Source organism: Flavobacterium sedimenticola, assembly GCF_030053345.1.
GTDB lineage: Bacteria > Bacteroidota > Bacteroidia > Flavobacteriales > Flavobacteriaceae > Flavobacterium > Flavobacterium sedimenticola.
In genome coordinates, this window is sequence record NZ_JASGBP010000005.1 from 1 (window position 1) to 21,487 (window position 21,487).

24 protein-coding genes are annotated in these 21,487 nt (G+C 41.2%); 14 read left to right on the forward strand and 10 right to left on the reverse strand.

Features of this window, described 5'->3' with window-relative positions; translation table 11 throughout:
• From QHT84_RS08955 to QHT84_RS08985, 7 genes are all read left to right on the forward strand, one after another.
• The coding region (locus tag QHT84_RS08955; protein ID WP_283239223.1) for a hypothetical protein at window positions 1-180 on the forward strand (180 nt) is incomplete at its 5' end.
• An 81-nt stretch (window positions 181-261) separates the two neighbouring features.
• A complete protein-coding gene (thrS, locus tag QHT84_RS08960) occupies window positions 262-2,208 on the forward strand; it encodes a threonine--tRNA ligase (protein WP_283239224.1) in 1,947 nt (648 codons plus the stop codon).
• Between the two features lie 23 nt (window positions 2,209-2,231).
• On the forward strand, window positions 2,232-2,783 hold the full coding sequence (gene infC, locus QHT84_RS08965; RefSeq protein ID WP_283239394.1) for a translation initiation factor IF-3: 552 nt from the start codon (window positions 2,232-2,234) through the stop codon (window positions 2,781-2,783).
• 27 nt (window positions 2,784-2,810) lie between these two features.
• Window positions 2,811-3,008: a 50S ribosomal protein L35 gene (rpmI, locus tag QHT84_RS08970; protein ID WP_073363905.1), complete on the forward strand. Its 198-nt coding sequence runs from the start codon at window positions 2,811-2,813 to the stop codon at window positions 3,006-3,008.
• A 101-nt stretch (window positions 3,009-3,109) separates the two neighbouring features.
• Window positions 3,110-3,454, forward strand: a complete 345-nt coding sequence (gene rplT, locus QHT84_RS08975; RefSeq protein WP_283239225.1) for a 50S ribosomal protein L20 — start codon at window positions 3,110-3,112, stop codon at window positions 3,452-3,454.
• Between the two features lie 105 nt (window positions 3,455-3,559).
• A complete protein-coding gene (locus tag QHT84_RS08980) occupies window positions 3,560-3,967 on the forward strand; it encodes a hypothetical protein (RefSeq protein WP_283239226.1) in 408 nt (135 codons plus the stop codon).
• Window positions 3,968-4,204: 237 nt separating this feature from the next.
• Window positions 4,205-7,123 (forward strand): M16 family metallopeptidase, encoded by a 2,919-nt coding sequence (locus tag QHT84_RS08985; protein ID WP_283239227.1) that lies wholly within the window; start codon window positions 4,205-4,207, stop codon window positions 7,121-7,123.
• A 45-nt stretch (window positions 7,124-7,168) separates the two neighbouring features.
• Here QHT84_RS08985 and QHT84_RS08990 read toward each other — a convergent pair whose 3' ends face one another.
• A complete protein-coding gene (locus QHT84_RS08990; protein ID WP_283239228.1) occupies window positions 7,169-7,543 on the reverse strand; it encodes a winged helix-turn-helix transcriptional regulator in 375 nt (124 codons plus the stop codon).
• 85 nt (window positions 7,544-7,628) lie between these two features.
• On the opposite strand from QHT84_RS08990, the gene QHT84_RS08995 reads away from it, so the two are divergent.
• Window positions 7,629-8,567: an NADP-dependent oxidoreductase gene (locus QHT84_RS08995; RefSeq protein WP_283239229.1), complete on the forward strand. Its 939-nt coding sequence runs from the start codon at window positions 7,629-7,631 to the stop codon at window positions 8,565-8,567.
• A gap of 31 nt (window positions 8,568-8,598) precedes the next feature.
• On the opposite strand, the gene QHT84_RS09000 is transcribed toward QHT84_RS08995, so the two are convergent.
• Window positions 8,599-9,444 (reverse strand): isoaspartyl peptidase/L-asparaginase, encoded by an 846-nt coding sequence (locus tag QHT84_RS09000; RefSeq protein ID WP_283239230.1) that lies wholly within the window; start codon window positions 9,442-9,444, stop codon window positions 8,599-8,601.
• A gap of 38 nt (window positions 9,445-9,482) precedes the next feature.
• Window positions 9,483-10,355: a cyanophycinase gene (locus tag QHT84_RS09005; protein WP_283239231.1), complete on the reverse strand. Its 873-nt coding sequence runs from the start codon at window positions 10,353-10,355 to the stop codon at window positions 9,483-9,485.
• A 148-nt stretch (window positions 10,356-10,503) separates the two neighbouring features.
• Here QHT84_RS09005 and rluF point away from each other — a divergent pair, with 148 nt between their 5' ends.
• Genes rluF through QHT84_RS09035 form a run of 6 tightly spaced genes read left to right on the forward strand, consistent with a single transcriptional unit; the run spans window position 10,504 to window position 15,635 of the window.
• The gene (gene rluF, locus QHT84_RS09010) at window positions 10,504-11,334 is read left to right on the forward strand and encodes a 23S rRNA pseudouridine(2604) synthase RluF (protein ID WP_283239232.1); all 831 of its coding nucleotides are present in this window, start codon (window positions 10,504-10,506) and stop codon (window positions 11,332-11,334) included.
• Window position 11,335: 1 nt separating this feature from the next.
• The gene (crcB, locus tag QHT84_RS09015) at window positions 11,336-11,707 is read left to right on the forward strand and encodes a fluoride efflux transporter CrcB (protein WP_283239233.1); all 372 of its coding nucleotides are present in this window, start codon (window positions 11,336-11,338) and stop codon (window positions 11,705-11,707) included.
• A gap of 36 nt (window positions 11,708-11,743) precedes the next feature.
• On the forward strand, window positions 11,744-12,748 hold the full coding sequence (locus QHT84_RS09020) for a DHH family phosphoesterase (RefSeq protein WP_283239234.1): 1,005 nt from the start codon (window positions 11,744-11,746) through the stop codon (window positions 12,746-12,748).
• A gap of 2 nt (window positions 12,749-12,750) precedes the next feature.
• The gene (gldI, locus tag QHT84_RS09025; RefSeq protein WP_283239235.1) at window positions 12,751-13,317 is read left to right on the forward strand and encodes a gliding motility-associated peptidyl-prolyl isomerase GldI; all 567 of its coding nucleotides are present in this window, start codon (window positions 12,751-12,753) and stop codon (window positions 13,315-13,317) included.
• Between the two features lie 12 nt (window positions 13,318-13,329).
• Window positions 13,330-14,376, forward strand: a complete 1,047-nt coding sequence (locus QHT84_RS09030) for a peptidylprolyl isomerase (RefSeq protein ID WP_283239236.1) — start codon at window positions 13,330-13,332, stop codon at window positions 14,374-14,376.
• Window positions 14,377-14,399: 23 nt separating this feature from the next.
• A complete protein-coding gene (locus QHT84_RS09035; RefSeq protein WP_283239237.1) occupies window positions 14,400-15,635 on the forward strand; it encodes a peptidylprolyl isomerase in 1,236 nt (411 codons plus the stop codon).
• Window positions 15,636-15,697: 62 nt separating this feature from the next.
• On the opposite strand, the gene QHT84_RS09040 is transcribed toward QHT84_RS09035, so the two are convergent.
• The 7 genes from QHT84_RS09040 to QHT84_RS09070 form a co-directional block, all read right to left on the reverse strand.
• Window positions 15,698-17,146, reverse strand: coding sequence for an APC family permease (locus QHT84_RS09040; RefSeq protein ID WP_283239238.1), 1,449 nt, complete (start codon window positions 17,144-17,146; stop codon window positions 15,698-15,700).
• Between the two features lie 52 nt (window positions 17,147-17,198).
• Window positions 17,199-17,501, reverse strand: coding sequence for an antibiotic biosynthesis monooxygenase family protein (locus QHT84_RS09045; RefSeq protein ID WP_283239239.1), 303 nt, complete (start codon window positions 17,499-17,501; stop codon window positions 17,199-17,201).
• 444 nt (window positions 17,502-17,945) lie between these two features.
• Window positions 17,946-18,722, reverse strand: coding sequence for a nucleoside triphosphate pyrophosphohydrolase (mazG, locus tag QHT84_RS09050; protein ID WP_283239240.1), 777 nt, complete (start codon window positions 18,720-18,722; stop codon window positions 17,946-17,948).
• A gap of 124 nt (window positions 18,723-18,846) precedes the next feature.
• Window positions 18,847-19,347, reverse strand: a complete 501-nt coding sequence (locus QHT84_RS09055; protein ID WP_283239241.1) for a DUF5606 family protein — start codon at window positions 19,345-19,347, stop codon at window positions 18,847-18,849.
• Window positions 19,348-19,405: 58 nt separating this feature from the next.
• The gene (def, locus tag QHT84_RS09060; protein WP_283239242.1) at window positions 19,406-19,993 is read right to left on the reverse strand and encodes a peptide deformylase; all 588 of its coding nucleotides are present in this window, start codon (window positions 19,991-19,993) and stop codon (window positions 19,406-19,408) included.
• 84 nt (window positions 19,994-20,077) lie between these two features.
• Window positions 20,078-20,494 (reverse strand): Holliday junction resolvase RuvX, encoded by a 417-nt coding sequence (gene ruvX / locus QHT84_RS09065; RefSeq protein ID WP_283239243.1) that lies wholly within the window; start codon window positions 20,492-20,494, stop codon window positions 20,078-20,080.
• A gap of 8 nt (window positions 20,495-20,502) precedes the next feature.
• Complete coding sequence (locus QHT84_RS09070) at window positions 20,503-21,408, reverse strand: copper resistance protein NlpE N-terminal domain-containing protein (protein ID WP_283239244.1); 906 nt, start codon at window positions 21,406-21,408, stop codon at window positions 20,503-20,505.
• Between the last annotated feature and the right edge of the window lie 79 nt (window positions 21,409-21,487).

Here is a 21,487-nt window from a genome sequence, read left to right on the forward strand (position 1 = left end):
TACAAACCCCTGATTGCGCGTTTTTTACAAAGCAAATTTTTAAATACCCGCAACCGAAAAAAACCAAACCATCACCGATTAGCCCCGATTGAAGCAACTACCATGCCTGCCGAAGGCAGGCTTGTAGTGCGTAAAGCGGGAATACCGTATCCAAATATAACCCGAACCTTTCGCTCCTGATAAATAGTTTACACATTACACTATATATAATTGTATGTGTTTTGGTAATCTTATATATTTGCAGTCCATAAATTTTTCAGCATGATAAAGATTACACTACCTGACGGTTCGGTTAAGGAGTTTGTGCCGGGCACAACTCCGATGGATGTTGCCAAAAGCATCAGCGAAGGATTAGCCCGAAATGTGATTTCGGCTTCTTTTAACGATAGCACAGTGGAAACAGAAACACCATTGACCACCGATGGTTCTCTTATATTATATACATGGAATGACACCGCGGGTAAGAAGGCATTTTGGCATTCGACTTCGCACGTGATGGCGCAAGCCTTACAAGAACTGTATCCGGGGATTAAATTAACGCTTGGGCCGGCCATTGACAATGGGTTTTACTACGATGTGGATTTTGGCGACCAAAAAATTATAGAAGCCGATTTCAAAAAAATCGAAGACCGTGTATTGGAAATTGCCCGTGAAAAACACGAATTCAAAATGCGTTCGGTTTCAAAAGCCGAAGCACTGGCCATTTATAAAGACAACGAGTACAAAACCGAATTGATTTCGAATTTAGAAGACGGTACCATTACCTTCTGCGACCATTCGAATTTCTTTGATTTGTGTCGCGGTGGCCATATTCCGAATACCGGTATCATCAAAGCCATGAAAATCATGAGCGTAGCCGGAGCGTACTGGCGCGGTGATGAAAAGAACAAGCAGTTGACCCGTGTGTACGGTATTTCGTTCCCGAAACAAAAAGATTTAACAGATTATCTAGAATTATTGGAAGAAGCCAAACGACGTGATCACCGAAAATTAGGGAAAGAACTGGAATTGTTTACGTTCTCTCAAAAAGTCGGACAAGGTTTGCCGTTATGGTTACCGAAAGGTGCGGCTTTGCGTGATAGATTAGAGCAGTTTTTGAAAAGAGCACAGAAAAAAGCCGGTTATGAGCAAGTCGTGTCACCCCATATCGGGCAAAAAGAATTATATGTGACTTCAGGCCACTATGCCAAGTATGGCGCCGATAGTTTCCAACCGATTCATACCCCAGCCGAGGGCGAAGAGTTCTTGTTGAAACCGATGAATTGTCCGCACCACTGTGAGATTTACAACAACAAACCATGGTCGTACAAAGATTTACCGAAACGCTATGCCGAGTTCGGTACGGTTTATCGTTACGAACAAAGTGGTGAGTTACACGGTTTGACACGTGTTCGTGGCTTTACACAGGATGATGCCCACATTTTCTGTACGCCGGATCAGTTGGATGCCGAGTTCAAAAAAGTAATCGACTTGGTATTGTATGTATTTGGTTCGTTAGGGTTTGAAAACTTTACGGCTCAGGTATCCTTACGAGATCAGGAAAACCGCGATAAATATATAGGAAGCGATGAAAACTGGGAAAAAGCCGAAAATGCCATCATCAATGCGGCCCGTGACAAAGGCTTGAATTATGTGATTGAATATGGTGAAGCGGCTTTCTACGGTCCGAAATTAGACTTTATGGTGAAAGATGCCTTAGGCAGACAATGGCAATTGGGAACCATTCAGGTAGATTACAACCTACCGGAGCGTTTTGAGTTGACCTATAAAGGGGCCGATGACAAGTTACACCGTCCGGTGATGATACACCGTGCACCGTTTGGTTCGATGGAACGATTTATTGCTATCTTATTGGAACACACCGCCGGAAACTTCCCGTTATGGTTGATGCCGGAGCAGGCTATCATCCTGTCTTTGAGCGAGAAATATGAAAATTATGCGAAAAAAGTTTTAGAATTGCTGGAAATTCACGAAATTCGCGCCCTAATTGACAACCGCAACGAGACCATTGGCAAAAAAATCAGAGATGCGGAGGTCCAAAAAATGCCGTTCATGCTGATTGTGGGCGAGGAAGAAGAAAAAAACGGAACCATTTCCGTACGCCGTCACGGACAAGAAGGCAAAGGCAATGTAACGGTTACTATTGAGGCATTTGCCCAAATGATAAACGAAGAAATTGCCAAAACATTAAAAACATTTGAAGTTTAACTAAAAATTATAGAGCCATAGCAATTAGAAACAACAGAGGTTACCAACCTAGAGAAGAGAAAAAAGCAGCCCACCGAATTAACGAGTTAATTCGAGTGCCTGAAGTTCGATTAGTAGGTGAAAACATTGAGCCGGGAGTTTACAAAACTTCGGAAGCGCTCCGACTAGCGGAACAATTTGAAGTAGATTTAGTAGAAATCTCTCCGAATGCCGAACCGCCGGTATGCAAATTAATGGATTACGGCAAATTTGTATACCAACAAAAGAAACGCGAAAAAGAGTTGAAAGCCAAATCGACTCAAATTACCGTGAAAGAAATTCGTTTCGGACCTCAAACCGATGAGCACGATTACGAATTCAAACGAAAAAATGCCGAGAAATTCTTAAAAGAAGGCTCCAAGTTAAAAGCTTTTGTATTCTTTAAAGGACGCTCGATTATTTATAAAGAACAAGGCCAGATTTTGTTGTTGCGTTTAGCACAAGATTTGGAAGAATTCGGAAAAGTAGAAGCTTTGCCGGTTTTAGAAGGAAAGCGTATGATTATGTTCATAGCGCCTAAGAAAAAAAGTAAGTAAGTTGAATCACAATAAATTTGGGAAATTATGCCTAAAATGAAAACAAAATCCAGTGCCAAAAAGCGCTTTAAAGTGACCGGTTCTGGTAAAATCAAAAGAAAGCACGCTTTCAAAAGTCACATCCTGACTAAAAAATCTAAAAAACGCAAATTAGCGTTAACTCATGCTGCTTTGGTTCACCCAAGCGATGAGCGTAGTGTAAAAGAACAATTAAGAATCGTTTAATTGGTTCTTTAGGTTTAAAAAGTATTTAATAACCTTGGAGTACGGCCACCAAGTTCCCTTGATTCAATTCGGGACGCCTGCTACAAAAAAACAGAAAAATTATGCCAAGATCAGTAAATTCAGTTGCTAAAAGAGCAAGAAGAAAAAAGATTATGAAGCAAGCCAAAGGTTTCTTTGGCCGTCGTAAAAACGTTTGGACAGTTGCCAAAAACGCGGTAGAAAAAGCGATGCTTTATGCGTACCGCGACAGAAAGCAAAACAAAAGAAACTTCCGCGCTTTATGGATTCAGCGTATCAACGCCGGAGCTCGCTTGGAAGGAATGAGCTATTCACAATTCATAGGCTTAGTTAAGAAAAACGGTATCGAATTGAACCGTAAAGTATTAGCGGATTTAGCCATGAATCATCCGGAAGCTTTCAAAGCTATCGTGAAAAAAGTGAAATAAGAAAACGTTTGTACAACCTCGATTTTAACTTACTTTACATAAAAATCCCAACCTCTCGGTTGGGATTTTTTTTAGTATTTCATGTATCTTTGGCAAAAAAAAGCTATGAAAACAAAATCATCAATCAAAACCCTGCTGTTGATTCTGCTCACCATTACCTTGGGCAGTTGTTCTAAAGACAGCAACACCGCTAACGGAGATGTTAGTTTATTGTACAACAGATGGTGGTACGACAAAAATGATGTCGCCCCGGATTTGTTCTTTAACGCCACCGGCGCTTTCCAACAACATCAAATCATCAACCAGAGCAGTGTTTTTTATAACGGCACCTGGACTTGGGAAAACCAAGATCAAAAAATCATGAAGGTAACCCACGACAGCGGAACCGGAACCCCTACAACATTGTGGTTCCAATTTTCGGGCATCCAGGAAGCGCAATTTAAAGTCAAACAGTCCACCGACGGTGTCACATTCTCGAACACCACTTTGGTGTACCGATACACCGACGAATAAAACCCAATCCCAACCTAGAGTTGGGATTTTTTTTTGGGGGGGCGTTGCCGCGCCCGTTGGTCGCCGCCGGGCTTTCGGCTGCACTCGCCTGCCGATGGCTGTCGGGGTGCTTGCCTCACCCGAGGCCAACGGCCGAATTGACCGAAGGTAATCCCTAACGCGGAAATCCGTTTTTTAACATTTACTTGTCATCCTAAAACAATCGCTTTCCTTACTTTTGGAAAAACCATTCTAACTATGAAAAAAATAATACATATCTGTTGTTGGCTCTTCATAGCCACTACGCTTAACGCGCAAACTTTTTCTACCGAAAAAAAGCAAGATGCTCAGGGGTATACCTATGAAGTTGTCAAAAACGACCTCACCGGCGTCAGAGTCTACACTTTGGCAAACGGTCTCAAGGTATACTTGGCTCAAAATACCGACGAGCCGAGAATTCAAACCTACATTCCGGTACGCACCGGTTCTAACAACGACCCGGCCGACAACACCGGTTTGGCGCATTACTTAGAGCATATGGTGTTCAAAGGGACCAGCAAAATCGGTACCCAAAATTGGGAAACCGAGCGAAAACTCATTGCTCAAATTTCGGATTTGTACGAACAGCACAAAGCGGAAACCGATCCGGAAAAGAAAAAAGCCCTCTACAAAAAAATTGATGAAGTATCTCAGGAAGCGTCTAAATACTCGGTAGCCAACGAATACGATAAACTCATCTCCTCGTTGGGCGCCAAAGGAACCAACGCACACACTTCTTTAAACGAAACCGTATACAAAAACAATATTCCGTCAAACGAACTGGAGAAATGGATGATTGTGGAAAAAGAACGCTTCTCCGAATTGGTATTGCGCTTGTTCCACACCGAATTGGAAGCGGTTTACGAAGAGTTCAACCGCTCCCAAGATAACGACGGTCGCTTGGTGAACTTCGAACTCATGAGTGCCTTATTTCCCGATACACCTTACGGACAACAAACCACCATTGGAAAATCAGAGCATTTGAAAAATCCTTCCATGGTAGCCATCCATAATTATTTCAATACCTATTATGTACCCAATAACATGGCCATTGTATTGGTGGGCGATTTGGATTTTGATAAAACCATCAAAATGGTAGATCAGTATTTCGGTACCTTTAAGTATAAAGAACTCCCGATGAAGAAATTGGTAACCGAAAAACCCATGACTTCCATTGTAACGCGCGAAGTAAAAAGTCCGACTGCCGAAAGGTTAACTATGGCCTGGAGAACTTCGGGCGTAGGCACTAAGGAAGCTATGATGGCCGATATGCTGTCGGAAATTTTGTCCAACAACGGCGATGTTGGTCTAATCGACCTCAACATCAATCAAAAACAATTGGCACTCAATGCCGGCGCTTTTGCCTCGGTATTTAATGATTACGGCTATCTGGGCATGACACTATCTACGAAAGAAGGACAAACCTTAGAGGAAGGAAGAGACTTATTATTAGCCCAATTGGACAAAATCAAAAAAGGGGAATTTGATGATTGGATGCTGCAGGCTACCATCAATAATATGAAGCTCAATCGCATGAGGACATTCGAATCGGGCGATGGTTTGGCGACTTCATTGTACCGCGTGTTTATTCAGGGCCGAAGCTGGGAACAAAACTTGGCGGAAATCAACGAATATGCGGAAATCACCAAAGCCGATATCGTAAAATTTGCCAATGATTTTTGTAAAGACAACTATGTTATTGTGTACAAACGCAAAGGCGTGAACGATAAGTTGGTTCGTGTTTCCAATCCTAAAATCACACCGGTACAACTCAACCGCGACGCGCAATCGGAGTTTTACAAAGACTTCGCTAAGTTGACAACAACCGAATTAGCTCCGGTTTTTGTAGATTATAAAAAAGAAATTCAATCTAAAAAAGTCAAAAACACCAATATTAGTTTTGTAAAAAACAATACCAATACCATTTCGAGTGTGTACTACGTATTCAATATGGGCTCGGATCACGACAAAAAACTGCAATTGGCTGCCGGATTATTGGATTATTTGGGCACCGACAAAATGAGTGCCGAAGACGTGAAAAAAGAATTTTACAAAATCGGGATTTCTACCGGGGTGAATGTAACCAATGACATGACGTATATTTCGCTTACCGGCTTGGAAAACAACTTACCGAAAGGGATTGCATTGCTCGAAGAGGTATTGCGTACTATAAAACCCGACCAGGAGGTGTACAATACACAAGTCGCCGCTATTTTGAACAATCGTGAGAATGCCAAAAAGCGTAAGGAAAGCATTTTAAATGCATTGGTGAACTACGCGAAATACGGCAAAGAGTCTCGTTTCAGAGACATACTTTCGGAAAAAGAATTGCGGGAAATGAAGGTAAATGAATTGACCGACCTCATCAAAGGTGTAACCCAATACCAACACCAGATTTTCTTTTATGGCAATGATTTAAAACCGATTGTCAACGCCTTAGAAAAACACCACAACTTGGCCGCCAACAAAGCCATTCCGGCACCAAAAGTATATCCGGAACCGGAAACTGCCAACAAAGTCTATTTTGCCAATTACGATATGGTACAGGCCGAAATGACCCGAGTGGCCAAGGGCGACAAATACAACGCCGCCTTAGCCGGTACCGTGAATGTGTTTAATTCTTATTTTGGCTCCGGTCTATCATCGATTGTGTTTCAGGAAATTCGTGAATCGAAATCGTTGGCTTACTCTGCCCGTGCCAATTACGGCATGGCAAACGACAAGAACTTACACGATTACATGACGGTTTCCATCGGAACCCAAGCCAACAAATTGCCGGAGGCGGTTGACGCCATCTCCGCGTTATTGGCGGATATGCCCAAAATTGAAAAGCAATTCAACAATGCCAAAGAATCGAGTTTGAAGCAAATTGCTTCGAGCCGCATCATCAAGTCGAATATCTTCTTCAGCATGCTGAATGCCAAAAAATTAGGGTTTGATTACGACATTCGTAAAGACACCTACAAGAGCATTCAAAATCTGACGCTAAACAGCACCAATGAGTTCTTTACCCAAGAAGTAAAAACCAAACAATACAACACCGCGATTATCGGTAAAAAAGAAACCCTCGACTTTGAAGCGCTGAAAAAATTAGGACAGCTCGAAGAAGTAACGCTGGAAGAAATTTTTAATTATTAAAAAATAATCCCATAAAAAACCCAACCTTTCGGTTGGGTTTTTTATTTACGATACTTTGATGATTTCTGCCTTTTCTTTGGCTACAGTCCTGCCCCATTGCGCCACCATTTCCAAAAGAGGAATCAGCGTTTTACCGAAATCCGTCAAGGCGTATTCTACTTTCAACGGTGGTTTGAGCGTATGGACTTCCCGCTTTATCACACCGTCCGCTTCCAATTGCTTTAACTGTATGCTCAAGGTTCGCTCGGTTACCATCGGCATTTCCTTTCTCAGTTCGTTATATCTTTTACAACCGTCCTTCAAATAATACAATATAACCGTTTTCCATTTACCGCCAATAAAATCCATAGTGATACTTGTACTGCAAGGATAGAGCTTATTCTGAATTTTATAAACTTCTTTTTCTTTGTGCTTCTCCATAAAATGAATACTATCCAAATGGATAGTTATTGCAAAGCTATAAAACTATACTTAGTTTTGCAACTATAATTTTTATAGTATTAAAATGAAAGCATATGTGTTAAAAGAAGCGGGAACGGCAGAAAATCTACAACTGGTTGAGTTGGAAAAACCAAACATTAAAAACGACGAAGTCTTGATAAAAGTCAAAGCGCTATCCATCAATCCGGTGGATATTAAAACCCGAATCGGGAAAAGTCTGTACCAACAACTGAGCGAAGACAGACCGATTATTTTGGGCTGGGATGTTTCCGGAATCGTAGAAGCCATTGGCTCCGATGTAACTAATTTCAATGTAGGCGATGCTGTTTTCGGAATGGTAAATTTTCCCGGACACGGGAAAGGTTATGCCGAATATGTAGCCGCTCCGGCAGTTCATTTGGCTGAGAAACCAAATGCCGTTTCTCATGAAGCAGCAGCAGGCGCCACCTTGGCCGCTTTGACTGCGTATCAAATTTTGAGCCGACATGTGAAATCAAACGACAAGGTCTTAATTCATGCCGCCGCCGGTGGTGTGGGACATTTTGCCGTTCAAATTGCCAAACTTCTGGGGGCTCATGTTACCGGAACCACTTCCGAAAAAAATGTCGATTTTGTCAAATCATTGGGGGCGGACACTGTAATTGATTACACCAAACAAGCTTTTGAAGACGTTATCGCTAATCAGGATTTTGTACTGGATGCCTTGTCTGGAGACCCTTTAAAACGCTCGATTGCTGTGGTCAAAAAAGGCGGTACCATCATTAGTTTGCCTTCGGGCGGCATTGATGACGAAATTCTCAAATCGGCAAAAGAAAAAGAAGTGCATGTCGCTTTTGAAATTGTACAAAGTAATGGAAACGACATGACACAAATAGCCCATTGGCTGGAAAACGGTAAGCTAACCACACATATTTTCCAACGTTATCCGTTTGACCGATTAATTGAAGCACACCGGCAAATAGAAACCGGAAGAACCAAAGGCAAAGTAATTGTGACTGTTTAACAAAAAACCAACCTCTCGGTTGGTTTTTAATTTATTGAAACACTTCTTCTTTCTCTCCGTCAAAACTGGCAAACACCATGGTCGGATGCGAATCCTGATGAAAAACAGTGCCGTCTTTATCGATGGCAATAGCACCGGCAAAGCCGTCAAACGGTTTGAGTTCGTTAAATGTTTTTTCAAAAGCCTGAGCCAACGTAAAACCGTCGGTAACGCGAGTCACTATCTTGGCGGCTACAGCGCCGCTCACAATATCTTCGCCTACTCCGGTTAAACTGACGCCGCAAAAGGCGTTGGCATAATTCCCGGCCACGGTAGCCGAATCGGAAATTCGACCCGGAATTTCAAATCCTTTTCCGCCGGTAGAGGTCGCCGCCGCTATATTGCCTTCGGCATCCAAGGCAACACAGCCTACCGTTCCGGTTCCGCTAGCTGCTAATTTGGCTTCGTACTCGGCTCTGCGTTGCGGAATTTCGGTAGAGAATTTTTCAAAGCCGTGTTGGCGGGCAAAATGAGTTGCCCCGCTTCCACCCAGCACTTTGTCATCGTACTGTTGCAAAACCTGCGCTACCCGAATCGGGTTTTTGACTTCTTCGATATTAATCACACCACTCATTTTGAGGGTGGCGCCATCCATCAAAGAAGCACTCATTCTGATTTTGCCGTCACTTTGAATTTGAGAACCGATACCGGCATTAAACAACGCATCGTCTTCCAATAATGAAACCGCAAACACCGCTGTTTCTGAAGCCGAATGATTTTGTAAATAGGCATACGCCTCTTTTACAATACGTAACAAGGCTTGCTGCTTCGCTATTTTGGTTTCGATGTTGGTAGAAGACTCGGAGAAAAATCCACCATGGATGATTATTTTAGACATCTTAGATTATTAGATTATAGACATCTTAGCCCTCTGAATTAAACGTATTGTGATGATTTAATTGTCATTTTAAAAGTATCCAAATCGAAGGTGTCGTTTTTACTCATTACGTGAGTCACCAAGTGATTGATGGAGATGGGTTGTCCTAATTCGACTTGCGTTAAGTTAGTGTCTTTAATTTCTCGCCCGTCGACCAAAATCACTAATCCCGAACCCAAAGCTTCCATTTGACGTCCGTTGGTAATCAACAAACCGGTGTCTTCACCCAAGCCGATTCCCAATACTTTCGGATTTCCGACTACCGCTTGGAACAAACGGCCAATACGCCCTCTTTGCACAAAATGGGTATCGATAATCACATCGTCTATCAATCCTAATCCGGACGTAATTTTAACTTCGCCTTTCAACAATGCTTCGTGGCTGCTGCCTTGGTATATCATGTTGTTGGAAGCGGCGGCTGCACCCGCAGAAGTTCCGGCGTAAACAAAATCTTCATTTCGGTATTTGTGTATGAGAATTTCGTCAAACGGAGTGCCGCCCAAAATAGAAGTCAACCGCAATTGATCGCCACCGGTAAACATCACCACATCGGCTGCTTTTAATCGGTCTAAAACTTCGGTTTCCGAAGCTTGCTCCCGGCGTTCGATATGTAAGACGTCTACATTATGAGCACCCAAATAATTGAATGCTTTTACATATTCGGGACCAATTTCTCTGGGAATTTTAGAAGCGGTGGTAATAACCTCAATTCGAGACTGTTCTTTATGCTTGGATTCTTTGATGATTCGTTTTAAAATACCTTCTTCAAAGAAATTTAAATTCTGTGGCGCGCTTTTGTCCAAATCAGTTTCCGTGAAACTTCCTTTGTCAACCGCACCGCCAATTATAATGAGTTTTCCTTGTATATTCATGCCGGTAAAAATAACAAAAACTTAGTATTTCCCTATCTTTTTAACGGCTTTTTGGCACAAATTTATCAACGACTTATAAAGAAAAGAAAACCGTAAATTGTGTTATATTTGCTTTTCGAGACCGAGAAGTCTCCTTGAAAAAGAAAAAATGGAAGTTAACCCAACCCGTATCAACAAATTTCTTTCTGAGAGCGGTTACTGCTCCCGACGCGAAGCCGATAAATTACTCGAAGAAGGGCGCATTACCATTAACGGAAAAGTACCCGAACTGGGTACCAAAGTGACCATAACCGATGAAATTCGGGTAGACGGGAAACTAATCCGCGAGAAAAAGGACAAACCGGTATACTTGGCCTTCAATAAGCCGGTAGGAATTGAGTGTACCACCAATACAAAAGTGAGAGACAATATTGTAGATTATATCAATTATCCAAAACGCATTTTCCCAATTGGCCGATTAGATAAAGCCAGTGAAGGATTGATTTTCTTGACGGATGACGGTGATATTGTCAATAAAATTCTGCGGGCGCGCAACAACCACGAAAAAGAATACATTGTTACCGTAAACAAACCGATTACCGATCGCTTTATTCAAAGAATGAGCAACGGTATTCCGATTTTAGACACCGTAACCCGCAAATGTAAAGTAGAACAAATCAGCAAAACCGTTTTTAAAATTGTTTTAACGCAAGGATTGAATCGCCAAATTCGAAGAATGTGTGAGTATTTGGGGTACGAAGTAACGGCGTTGAAAAGAATCCGAATCATTAATATCTCATTAGATGTCCACGTAGGTCGCTACCGCGAATTGACTCCTGAAGAAATCACCCAACTCAATAAACTCATCGAACCTTCGAGCAAAACCGAAGAGGCAAGCTTACCCAAATCGGCCAAAACCCATTTGGGAACGACTCCAAAAACCCATTCCAAACTAAAAAATACCAACGGCAGAAATCGTCAAAAACCCAATCCAAAGTAAGATGCTGAAAACCATTCTATACATTGCTTTAGGCGGCGCTATTGGAAGCGTCTTGCGGTTTCTGACTACTGTAGTAGTCTCTAAATTTTGGGCCAGCCATTTTCCATTGGCTACTTTTTTGGCCAATGTAATCGGTTGTTTTTTGATTGGATTCTGTATCGGCATCTTAGAAAAAAATCAATTGACCGACAGCCATCTGAAATGGTTTTTAGTCACCGGATTTTGCGGCGGCTACACTACGTTTTCTGCTTTCGGATTGGAAAATATAAACTTGTTCCAAAACAATACCAGTTTCGTGGCATTTGCCTACATTGGTTTGAGCGTAATCCTCGGACTTTTTGCTGTTTGGCTCGGACTTTTTATCTCGAAATAATTCTCGTTTCCTGAAAAAAATGTAACTTCGCCGTCTATGAAAAAAGAAGCCATTTTTGCCCTTCAAGAACTCTTGGCGACGCCAAAAAAAATTGTTATCATTCCGCATCGAAGTCCCGATGGCGATGCCATGGGCTCGACTTTAGCTTTATATCATTTTTTACAAAAAGAGCATCACACTGCAACTGTTATTTCGCCCAACGATTTTCCAAACTTTTTAGCTTGGCTGCCGGGTTCGGATAAAGTACTGATTTATGAAAACAATAAGGAAGTAACCTCTAACATCATTTTAGAAGCGGATCTTATTTTTACACTCGACTTTAATGCGTTGCACCGCACCGGAGAAATGGAACAAGTTTTGACTAAAGTGACCGCTCCGATGGTCATGATAGACCACCATCAAAAACCGGATACTTTTGCCACCTATACCTACTCTGACACGGCCTATGGTTCTACCTGCGAAATGATTTATAACTTTATCGGTTTCCTGAGTAAAACCGATGTAATTGATACTACTATCGCGACTTGTATTTACACGGGAATTGCCACCGATTCGGGTTCATTCCGATTTCCGTCAACCACCAGTACGACACATCGCGTGGTAGCCGATTTGATTGACAGAGGCATCAACAACAGCGAAATTCACAACCAACTGTTTGACAATAATTCTTACAATCGTTTGCAGTTGTTAGGCCGTGCGTTGCAAAACATGAAAGTTTTTCCCGAATACAAAACCTCTTACATCACGTTATCTCAAAAGGAATTAGACGAATTTCACTATGAAAAAGGCGATACCGAAGGCGTTGTAAATTATGGGTTAACTATAAAAGGCATCCTTTTTGCCGCCATTTTTATCGAACACAAAGACGAAAAAATCATAAAAATATCATTCCGTTCTCAGGGCAGTTTTGATGTGAATCAATTTGCACGCGACCATTTTAACGGTGGCGGTCACATCAATGCCGCCGGTGGCAAGTCGTATGAGAGTTTACAAGATACCGTAAAGAAGTTCGAAAACTTACTTACCAAAATTACTATTTAGCTATGAAAAATACATTTAGAATCGTTGTCACGATTTTGCTTTTTACCGTTTTACTCAGCTGTAAACAACAGCAGGCTCGAATGCCTGTTTCGCGTTCCTCAGGTACTTTTATGAAAGAGTCCATTGCCCGAAATAAAAAATTAATTGCGGGAGAAGAAGCCAAAATCGATTCGATTATCAAAAGCAATCCGCAAACCAAATACATCGCTTCAAAAAAAGGGTATTGGTACCATTATGAAGTTCGAAATGAACGTGATACATTGCGACCGAAAAAAGGAGACATCGCTCAATTTGAATACGAAATCAAAGATTTTGAAGGCAATGTAGTGTATTCCGAAGTAGAATTAAGGCCTCAAACCTATGTGGTAGACAAACAAAATATCATGATGGGCTTACGAGACGGTATTAAACTGATGCGTAAAAACGAAAGAGTTACCTTCTTATTCCCTTCTCACATGGCCTACGGCTACCATGGTGATAACAAAAGAATAGGTTCTAATCAACCTTTAATTTGTACTGTTACCCTGAATGATTTTAAACCCGAAACCCAACTCAAAACAGCTAATTAATTGATATTAAAAATGAAAAAAACAATAGGCTTTCTTGTACTGATTTTAGGCTTAATGGTGAGCTCGTGTCAAAACGAATACAAAAATTTAAAAGATGGTTTATATGCCGAAATAGTAACTACAAAAGGAAACATTATTGTTTCTCTTGATTACAAAAAAGCACCGATTACCGTGGCTAATTTTGTAACCTTAGCCGAAGGAAATAATCCTTTTGTGATGGAAGATTTAAAAGAAAAGCCGTTTTATAACGGAACCGTTTTTCACCGAGTGGAAAAGGGATTCGTGATTCAGGGCGGTGATCCTTACGGAAACGGTTCGGGCGATCCCGGGTATATTTTCAAGAATGAGATTAGCGATTTAAAACACGATAAAGCCGGAGTTTTGGCTATGGCCAACTCGGGTCCGGACACCAATGGTTGCCAATTCTACATCACGTTGAAACCAACACCGCAATTGGATGGCGGATACAGCATTTTCGGTCGTGTCGTAGAAGGGATGAAAACAGTAGATTCAATAGCGGTGAATGATGAAATAACCGAAATTAACATTATCCGAAAAGGAGAAGATGTGAAGAAGTTTGATGCCGTAAAGGTATTCAGCGACTACTTCAACAAATTCAAATCGGTAAAAGACCAAAAAGCGACTTACTTTAAAGATTTGAAAAAATCAGCTATTCAACTCCCTTCCGGTTTAGCGTATACTATCATAAAAAGAGCAGGCGGTGATACCCCTAAAACCAACACCAATGTCATGATTGATTACGCCGGATTTTTAGAAGACGGTACGCTATTTGATACCAGCAATCCGGAAATTGCCAAACAATTCGGGAAATACGACGAACAAAGAGCCATGCAAAACGGCTACAGTAAACTTCCGTTTATTTATGGAGGACAAAATCAATTAATACCGGGATTCATTGAGGGCATTGAGAAAGTAAAAATCGGCGAGAAAGCCGTATTGTTTATTCCGTCTAAATTAGGTTACGGAGAGCAAGGCGCCGGAAATGTGATTCCGCCTAATGCCGACATCATTTTTGAAATTGAAGTAACAGAAAAATAAATACCAACTAATACCTATAAATAATGAAAATTAAAATAAGCTTACTTTGTCTTTTAGTTGTAGGAGTAACCAGTAGTTTCGGACAAACCAAGAAAAAGCCCACTGCAACGACGACCAAAACCGCCGCAGTAAAAAAACCGGCACCGGCTCAACCGGCTCAAGGTATTTTTGCGGAAATGGAAACCGATAAAGGTAAAATTGTGATCCAATTAGAGTATCAAAAAACACCGATTACAGTAGCCAACTTCATTTCCTTAGCCGAAGGAACCAACAACGCGGTAACCGATGCCAACCTAAAAGGAAAACCGTTTTTTGACGGAATAAAATTTCACCGCGTTATTACTAAAAACAATGGAGATCAACAAGATTTTATGATTCAGGGTGGTGATCCGGCAGGTAACGGCTCGGGGGGACCGGGATATGCTTTTAAAGATGAATTTACCGATGCCGTTTTTGACAAACCGGGTATTTTAGCCATGGCGAATTCGGGTCCGAAAACCAACGGGTCACAATTCTTTATTACAGTAGCACCTACCACATGGTTAAACGGAAGACACACTATTTTTGGTTATGTCACCAAAGGAATGGATGTTGTGAATAAAATCAAACGCGATGATGTAATCAAAAAAGTAACCATTAATCGTGTCGGCGCTGAAGCTAAGAAATTTGATGCAGCTAAAATTTTTGCCGATTACATGGCTAACAAAGCTACCGATGAAGCCAAAGAAGCGGCATTAGCGGCTGAAAATAGAAGAAAGCAAGAGGAACTGGCCAAGCAGAAAAAAGAAGAATACCTTAAAACCTACGGTCCCGTTTTTGCGGCTAAAGCTAAATTTTTAAACGACACCAAAGCTACCGCTACGGAAACAGCAAGTGGATTAAAATACAAAATTGTACAAACCGGTGCCGGCAAAAAGCCTACCGACGGTGCTACCGTTTATATTCATTATGCCGGATACTTGGAGGATGGTACTTTGTTTGATAGCAGCTATGAAGCCGTCAACAAAGAGTTTGGCAAGTTGGATGAAAACAGAGCGAAAGCCAACGGTTATCAACCATTTCCGTTTACGTACGGTAAAAAAGACGGTTTAATTCCCGGATTTATTGAAGGTTTAAGTCTGATGAATTTCGGTGATAAAGCCATTGTGTTTATCCCTTCTAAATTAGGTTACGGGGAAAGAGGCGCCGGAAATGTGATTCCGCCTAACTCGAATATCATTTTTGAAATTGAAATGCTGGAAGCTTTGCCTGCCAAGTAATGTTGCCAAAACTGTATACATAAAAAGAGTCCTTTTCAGGACTCTTTTGATTTATATATAACTTATGCTTTCTTATGCATAAACAAATAATAGACAGGAATACCCAAAGCTACAATACCGAGACCAAGTCCGGTTTCTACCGTATTGTATACCAACAAAGCGACACAGATGGCGGCGGTCAAAACAATATACAGCATCGGAATTACCGGATAACCGAAAGCTTTGTAGGGTCTCTCAGCATCGGGTTCTTTCTTTCTCAAAATAAATATCCCGTAAATCGTTAGTATGTAAAATAGCAACGAAGCAAAGGTCGCATACGTAAGCAAATCACCGTAACGCCCTGAAATACAAAGCACACAAGCCCAAATACATTGAAACCACAAGGCTCTTTCCGGTACATCGTGTTTGTTCAATTCGCCGGCTTTTTGAAAAAACAAATTGTCTTTCGCCATGGCATAAAACAATCGGCCTCCCGACAATACCAAACCGCTGTTACAGCCGAAAGTTGAGACCATAATTAGGGCAGCCATCACAAAAACACCGATATTGCCCATAATCATATTGGCCGCTGCGGCTCCAACTCTGTCTTGCGCGGCAAACATGATTCCGTTTTCAACCACACTTCCGTCCGGCGTACCGTTTAACGGTAATAATGCTAAGTAAGCGACATTGGCTAAAATGTAAATGACGGTGACGATTAAAGTGCCCAAAAACAAACTTCTCGGAATATTTTTCTTCGGATCTTTGATTTCTCCTGCAATAAAGGTCACATTGTTCCAAGCATCACTTGAAAATAAAGAATTGATAATGGTGGCGCCAATCGCACCCGCTAAGGCAATCCCGCTTATTTTAGTGACGGTAACGGTCTTGGTCGCCTCGTCAAAAACAGTTTTACTGGCTTCCCAGGGTTGTGCAAAATTATTGCTGAATGTATCGGTGTGAAAACCAATGTAGAGTCCGAATGCGATTAAAGCAAATAATGCAATAAGTTTAGCTGAAGTAAAAATAAGCTGAATCACTTTCCCGTTTTGAACTCCTTTGGTGTTGATATACGTTAACAAAGCTACACTCAGCATAGCCAAGACCTGACTGTTTTTAAAAACAAAAGAATCGCCGACGCGGAAGATTTCTTCCTGCAGTACCGGAAAAAATACCGCGGCATAATTGGCAAAAGTTACGGCAACCGCAGCAATGACTCCGGTTTGAATAACCGTAAAAACAGTCCATCCGTAGAGAAAGGATGCTAATTTACCGTATGCCCGCTGAATGTATACAAATTGTCCGCCGGCGGTTGGCATCATTCCGGCCAATTCTCCATAACTCAAGGCAGCCGACATGGTCAGCAATCCGGTGATGAGCCAAGTAACGAGTATCCAGGCTGCCGAGCCCAAATCGCGGGCCATGTATACCGTAACTACAAAAATACCGGAACCTATCATGGAACCGGCAACAATACTAGTGGCGTCAATAAGCCCGAGGGAGCGTTTTAATTCGTGTTTGGTTTCTGACATATAGTGATTTTGGTTGGTTAGTATTTCAAATGTAGAAAAAATAAATCGGCTTTCAACGTTCAAAATGGTACTCCCGCTCTACGCGTACAATGCGCACAGCGTATTTGGCATACCAAAGTTCTCTGCCTTGTTGTTGCGCTTGTAGGTGTTCCCAATTTTGTTTCCACAGTGCAATCGATTCTAAATCTTTCCAATAGGAAACGGTAATTCCGATTTCGCTTCTGGCCGATTCCAGGCCGATAAAACCCGGTTGTTGTTGGGCTAATGCTACCATTTTTTCAGCCATCGTTTCATAGCCCTCGGTAGCTTCGGTTAAAACCGAACTAAATATAACGGCGTAGTAGGGTGTATTCATAGTATGACTTTTCACTTCTTTCTCAATTTTACTTTTTTAGGGAAGGCGCTTCGCTTCTTCCCAAATTGTACTAACTGAAAATCATAGATTTTCGGATTCCGCTTTTAGGGGAGGCGCTTCGCTTCTTCCCAAATTGTACTAACTGAAAATCATTGATTTTCGGATTCCGTTTTTAGGGGAGGCGCTTCGCTTCTTCCCAAATTGTGCTAACTGAAAATCATTGATTTTCGGATTCCGTTTTTAGGGGAGGCGCTTCGCTTCTTCCCAAATTGTGCTAACTGAAAATCATTGATTTTCGGATTCCGTTTTTAGGGGAGGCGCTTCGCTTCTTCCCAAATTGTGCTAACTGAAAATCATTGATTTTCGGATTCCGTTTTTAGGGGAGGCGCTTCGCTTCTTCCCAAATTGTGCTAACTGAAAATCATTGATTTTCGGATTCCGTTTTTAGGGGAGGCGCTTCGCTTCTTCCCAAAAAACATCCATCTCAGCCAGGGTCATCTCAGCTAAAGGTTTCCCTAAGGCTACCGCTTTGCTTTCGAGATACATGAATCGCTTCATGAATTTTTTATTGGTGCGCTCCAAAGCATCTTCGGGATTAACCTTTAAAAATCGGGCGTAATTAATCAAAGAGAAAAGGACATCTCCGAATTCGGCTTCGATTTTATCCTGATTGCCGGAGCGGACTTCTTCCTGAAGCTCGTTGAGTTCTTCCTGAACCTTATCCCAAACCTGATGCGGTTCTTCCCAATCAAAACCAACGCCTTTCACTTTGTCTTGAATACGGCTGGCTTTGACCAGTGCCGGTAAACTTTTCGGGACACCTTCGAGCACCGATTTTTTACCTTCTTTAAGCTTCAGCTTTTCCCAATTTTGCTTCACTTCCTCTTCATCGGCTACTACCACATCACCGTAAATGTGCGGATGACGGTCGATGAGTTTATCGCAAATACTATTGGCTACATCGGCAATATCAAAGTCGTTGGTTTCGCTCCCGATTTTGGCATAAAAAACAATGTGCAACAACAAATCACCCAATTCCTTTTTGATCTCCGGCAAATCGTTATCCAATATAGCATCCCCTAATTCATATGTTTCCTCAATGGTAAGATGACGTAAACTTTCGAGGGTTTGGTTTTTATCCCAAGGGCATTGCGCTCTCAAATCGTCCATAATATCGAGCAGTCGGTTAAAGGCTTCGAGCTGTTGTTGACGTGTATTCATGTGTGTTGTGAATTGAAGGTTACGAGTTGCGGGTTTAAAGTTATGGATTATGAACTTGATAAAAATAAAAAATCCCATCATTGCGAAACAACAATAGGATTTGTATTTATAAAGAAGTAATTAACTATTCTTCTTTTTTGGTTGTTTTTTTAGCCGCTTTTTTGGGCTTTACTTCAGCTTGAGCTACTTCTTCTACCACTGTATCTTTGATGGCTTCGGCATTGTCAATTTTAGGTTCTTCTTTAGAAACCAATCCTTTGGCTTGCAAAATATTGTACCAATTGATTAATTTTTTGATATCGGAAGCATACACTCTGTCTTCATCATAATCGGGTAAAACTTCTTTGAAGTAGGCCATCAATTGCACATTGTCGTCTTTGTGAGAAACCGAAGTTGGGCCTTCATTTTCTTTTACCGCGATAGCTCTCATAATTTCAACCAATGGTTTTTCTTCACTGTAGGTATACATTGAAATTTCGGAAAGCAAGCTAACATTACTGCGCATCCCTACGGTAATTTTTTTTCCGTCTAACAGGGATTCGGCTAAAAACCCCGAGCGCGTTTGTAATTTTAATTCGAATAAACCCGGTTTTCCGGCTATGGCTAAAATTTTGTCTACGTTCATTAGTCTTAATTTAATTTAGGGCACAAATATATTTAAATGTTTATATCAGCGTTGTTAATTATCTTCCTTTTTTATTGGCAAATTTCATTTTATAATCGGGACGCGATTTCCCTTCCATGATGTTTTGCAATTTCTTTTTAATCAATGTTTTTTTAAGCATCGAAATTTTATCGGTAAACAAAATACCCTCGATATGATCGTACTCGTGTTGAATGACACGGGCAATTAATCCGTCGAAAACTTCCGTTTTTTTGTTGAAATCTTCATCGTAGTATTCCAACGTAATGCGCTCATTGCGATACACATCTTCACGCACATCCGGAATACTCAAACAACCTTCATTAAATCCCCATTCCTCGCCTTCTTCTTTGAGCATTTTGGCATTGATAAAGGTTCGTTTGAAAGATTTTAACAACGCTTGTTCTTCTTTACTCAAGTCATCGCTATCGCTGAAAGGTTCGGTATCGATTACAAAAAGGCGAATGGCTAACCCGACTTGAGGCGCTGCTAACCCGACACCGTAAGCATTGTACATGGTGTCGTACATATTGGCAATAATTTCTTTCAGGTTAGGGTAATCAGGGGTAATCTCGACACCAACTTGTCGTAACACCGGTTCACCATATCCGTAAATTGGAATAATCATTTTGAATTCATTTTATATTTCAGAATACGATGGTGTAAATATCCAACATCTGTTTCTGTTTTTAACGGAGCAAAAGTAACGAAATTAAATCATTTTCCGGGTTAAATAATCTTGCAGTAGTATGGTGGCGGCTATTTCATCTACCAAAGCCTTGTTTTGACGTTGTTTTTTTTTGAGCCCACTGTCAATCATGGTTTGAAAGGCCATTTTAGAAGTAAATCGCTCATCGACTCTTTCGACCTTCATTTCCGGGAAATGCGTTTTAAAATCGGCCACAAATTTTTCAATAATGGGTGTACTTTCCGAAGGCTGACCATTCATTTGCTTGGGTTCACCAATCAAAACTTTTATCACTTCTTCTTTAGCAAAATAGTCTTTCAAAAAGGGAATAACAGTCTCTGAAGCCACAGTAGTCAGTCCCGAAGCTATGATTTGCAAGTCATCGGTTACCGCTAAACCGGTTCGTTTGATTCCGTAATCGATGGCTAGAATTCGAGGCATACTGTTGTTTAGTTTGAAGGCTCAAAGGCAGCTAAAATTGTTTTTTTACCTTTCTTAAATTGCAATATGTTGTCTTGAATGGAATAGCTATCCACTTTTTCCAACATCGCCGCAAAACGGGTTTCCAAAGTCATATCCGGACAAGCCATTCGGGTCATGGCAACATTTGAGAACACGAGCTCGGCTGCCGTTGGCATGGCATAACTTCCGGTCATTAGGTTACATCCGGCAAAAGCATTAAAACGGCCGTCTTTAGAATTCAACCAAATAAAGTAGGCTTTTTTGCCTTTCTGTTGCACCAACTTACCTCCTAAAGTCATAAGCTTCCATTTGGTTTCCGCCAATGAAGCTTTACCTACAGCGGGATTTACTTTTTTAATCACAGTTTCCGACTCAATTCTGCTATTTAAATCTACTGTCGTTTGAGAGTTAGTTTCCACCTCATCGGCAATTTTATGGGACGGTTGTTTGGTCAAGATATAATTCGAAGCCAAGGCTCCGGTTATCTTTTTTCCGTCCATGTCCAATTGCGTCAGCGTATTTTCACCTACAAAATATTGATTCGGTCCACTTTTAATATCCTGTAAAATGATGGTATTCCCTTTGGCATTCCATGAAAACCGACCCTTTTGCTCAAATACTTTTTCTCCTTTTCCCAAATACCTTGTTTTTACATTGTAGGTCTCATTCTCGTTAATGCAGATAATGGTTTCCATGCCTTCACAGTCGGCACATGGCAAAATACCTTTATAAGTACCGATGTAATCGAGTGACGATTTGGCATGGTGCGCGTTCACTGCAACGGAATCCGCTTTGGCAATAGAATCTTGAGCACTAGTATTACGGTCTGTTTGTTTCTGACAGCCTACAAAGCAACACCATAACAAAATAACGGGTAGCATTTTTGCCTTCATACTTGGAAAAAATTAGTGTTAATTTAGTCTTACAAACTTATTTATTCTTCGAACAGTTTGTTGCAATTTAACATTTTTT

Bases quoted from the DNA above. Each gene is read 5' to 3' on its own strand.
- QHT84_RS09055 (WP_283239241.1), bottom strand. From the start codon at position 19,347: ATGAACGTAGACAAAATTTTAGCCATAGCCGGAAAACCGGGTTTATTC.
- QHT84_RS09020 (WP_283239234.1), top strand. From the start codon at position 11,744: ATGAAAAAAGAAGCCATTTTTGCCCTTCAAGAACTCTTGGCGACGCCA.
- def (WP_283239242.1), bottom strand. From the start codon at position 19,993: ATGATTATTCCAATTTACGGATATGGTGAACCGGTGTTACGACAAGTT.
- QHT84_RS09005 (WP_283239231.1), bottom strand. From the start codon at position 10,355: ATGAATATACAAGGAAAACTCATTATAATTGGCGGTGCGGTTGACAAA.
- QHT84_RS09045 (WP_283239239.1), bottom strand. From the start codon at position 17,501: ATGAATACACCCTACTACGCCGTTATATTTAGTTCGGTTTTAACCGAA.
- QHT84_RS09070 (WP_283239244.1), bottom strand. From the start codon at position 21,408: ATGAAGGCAAAAATGCTACCCGTTATTTTGTTATGGTGTTGCTTTGTA.
- QHT84_RS09040 (WP_283239238.1), bottom strand. From the start codon at position 17,146: ATGTCAGAAACCAAACACGAATTAAAACGCTCCCTCGGGCTTATTGAC.
- crcB (WP_283239233.1), top strand. From the start codon at position 11,336: ATGCTGAAAACCATTCTATACATTGCTTTAGGCGGCGCTATTGGAAGC.
- rluF (WP_283239232.1), top strand. From the start codon at position 10,504: ATGGAAGTTAACCCAACCCGTATCAACAAATTTCTTTCTGAGAGCGGT.
- QHT84_RS09000 (WP_283239230.1), bottom strand. From the start codon at position 9,444: ATGTCTAAAATAATCATCCATGGTGGATTTTTCTCCGAGTCTTCTACC.
- ruvX (WP_283239243.1), bottom strand. From the start codon at position 20,494: ATGCCTCGAATTCTAGCCATCGATTACGGAATCAAACGAACCGGTTTA.
- rpmI (WP_073363905.1), top strand. From the start codon at position 2,811: ATGCCTAAAATGAAAACAAAATCCAGTGCCAAAAAGCGCTTTAAAGTG.
- QHT84_RS09035 (WP_283239237.1), top strand. From the start codon at position 14,400: ATGAAAATTAAAATAAGCTTACTTTGTCTTTTAGTTGTAGGAGTAACC.
- gldI (WP_283239235.1), top strand. From the start codon at position 12,751: ATGAAAAATACATTTAGAATCGTTGTCACGATTTTGCTTTTTACCGTT.
- QHT84_RS08990 (WP_283239228.1), bottom strand. From the start codon at position 7,543: ATGGAGAAGCACAAAGAAAAAGAAGTTTATAAAATTCAGAATAAGCTC.
- thrS (WP_283239224.1), top strand. From the start codon at position 262: ATGATAAAGATTACACTACCTGACGGTTCGGTTAAGGAGTTTGTGCCG.
- QHT84_RS08985 (WP_283239227.1), top strand. From the start codon at position 4,205: ATGAAAAAAATAATACATATCTGTTGTTGGCTCTTCATAGCCACTACG.
- QHT84_RS09030 (WP_283239236.1), top strand. From the start codon at position 13,330: ATGAAAAAAACAATAGGCTTTCTTGTACTGATTTTAGGCTTAATGGTG.
- mazG (WP_283239240.1), bottom strand. From the start codon at position 18,722: ATGAATACACGTCAACAACAGCTCGAAGCCTTTAACCGACTGCTCGAT.
- rplT (WP_283239225.1), top strand. From the start codon at position 3,110: ATGCCAAGATCAGTAAATTCAGTTGCTAAAAGAGCAAGAAGAAAAAAG.
- QHT84_RS08995 (WP_283239229.1), top strand. From the start codon at position 7,629: ATGAAAGCATATGTGTTAAAAGAAGCGGGAACGGCAGAAAATCTACAA.
- QHT84_RS08980 (WP_283239226.1), top strand. From the start codon at position 3,560: ATGAAAACAAAATCATCAATCAAAACCCTGCTGTTGATTCTGCTCACC.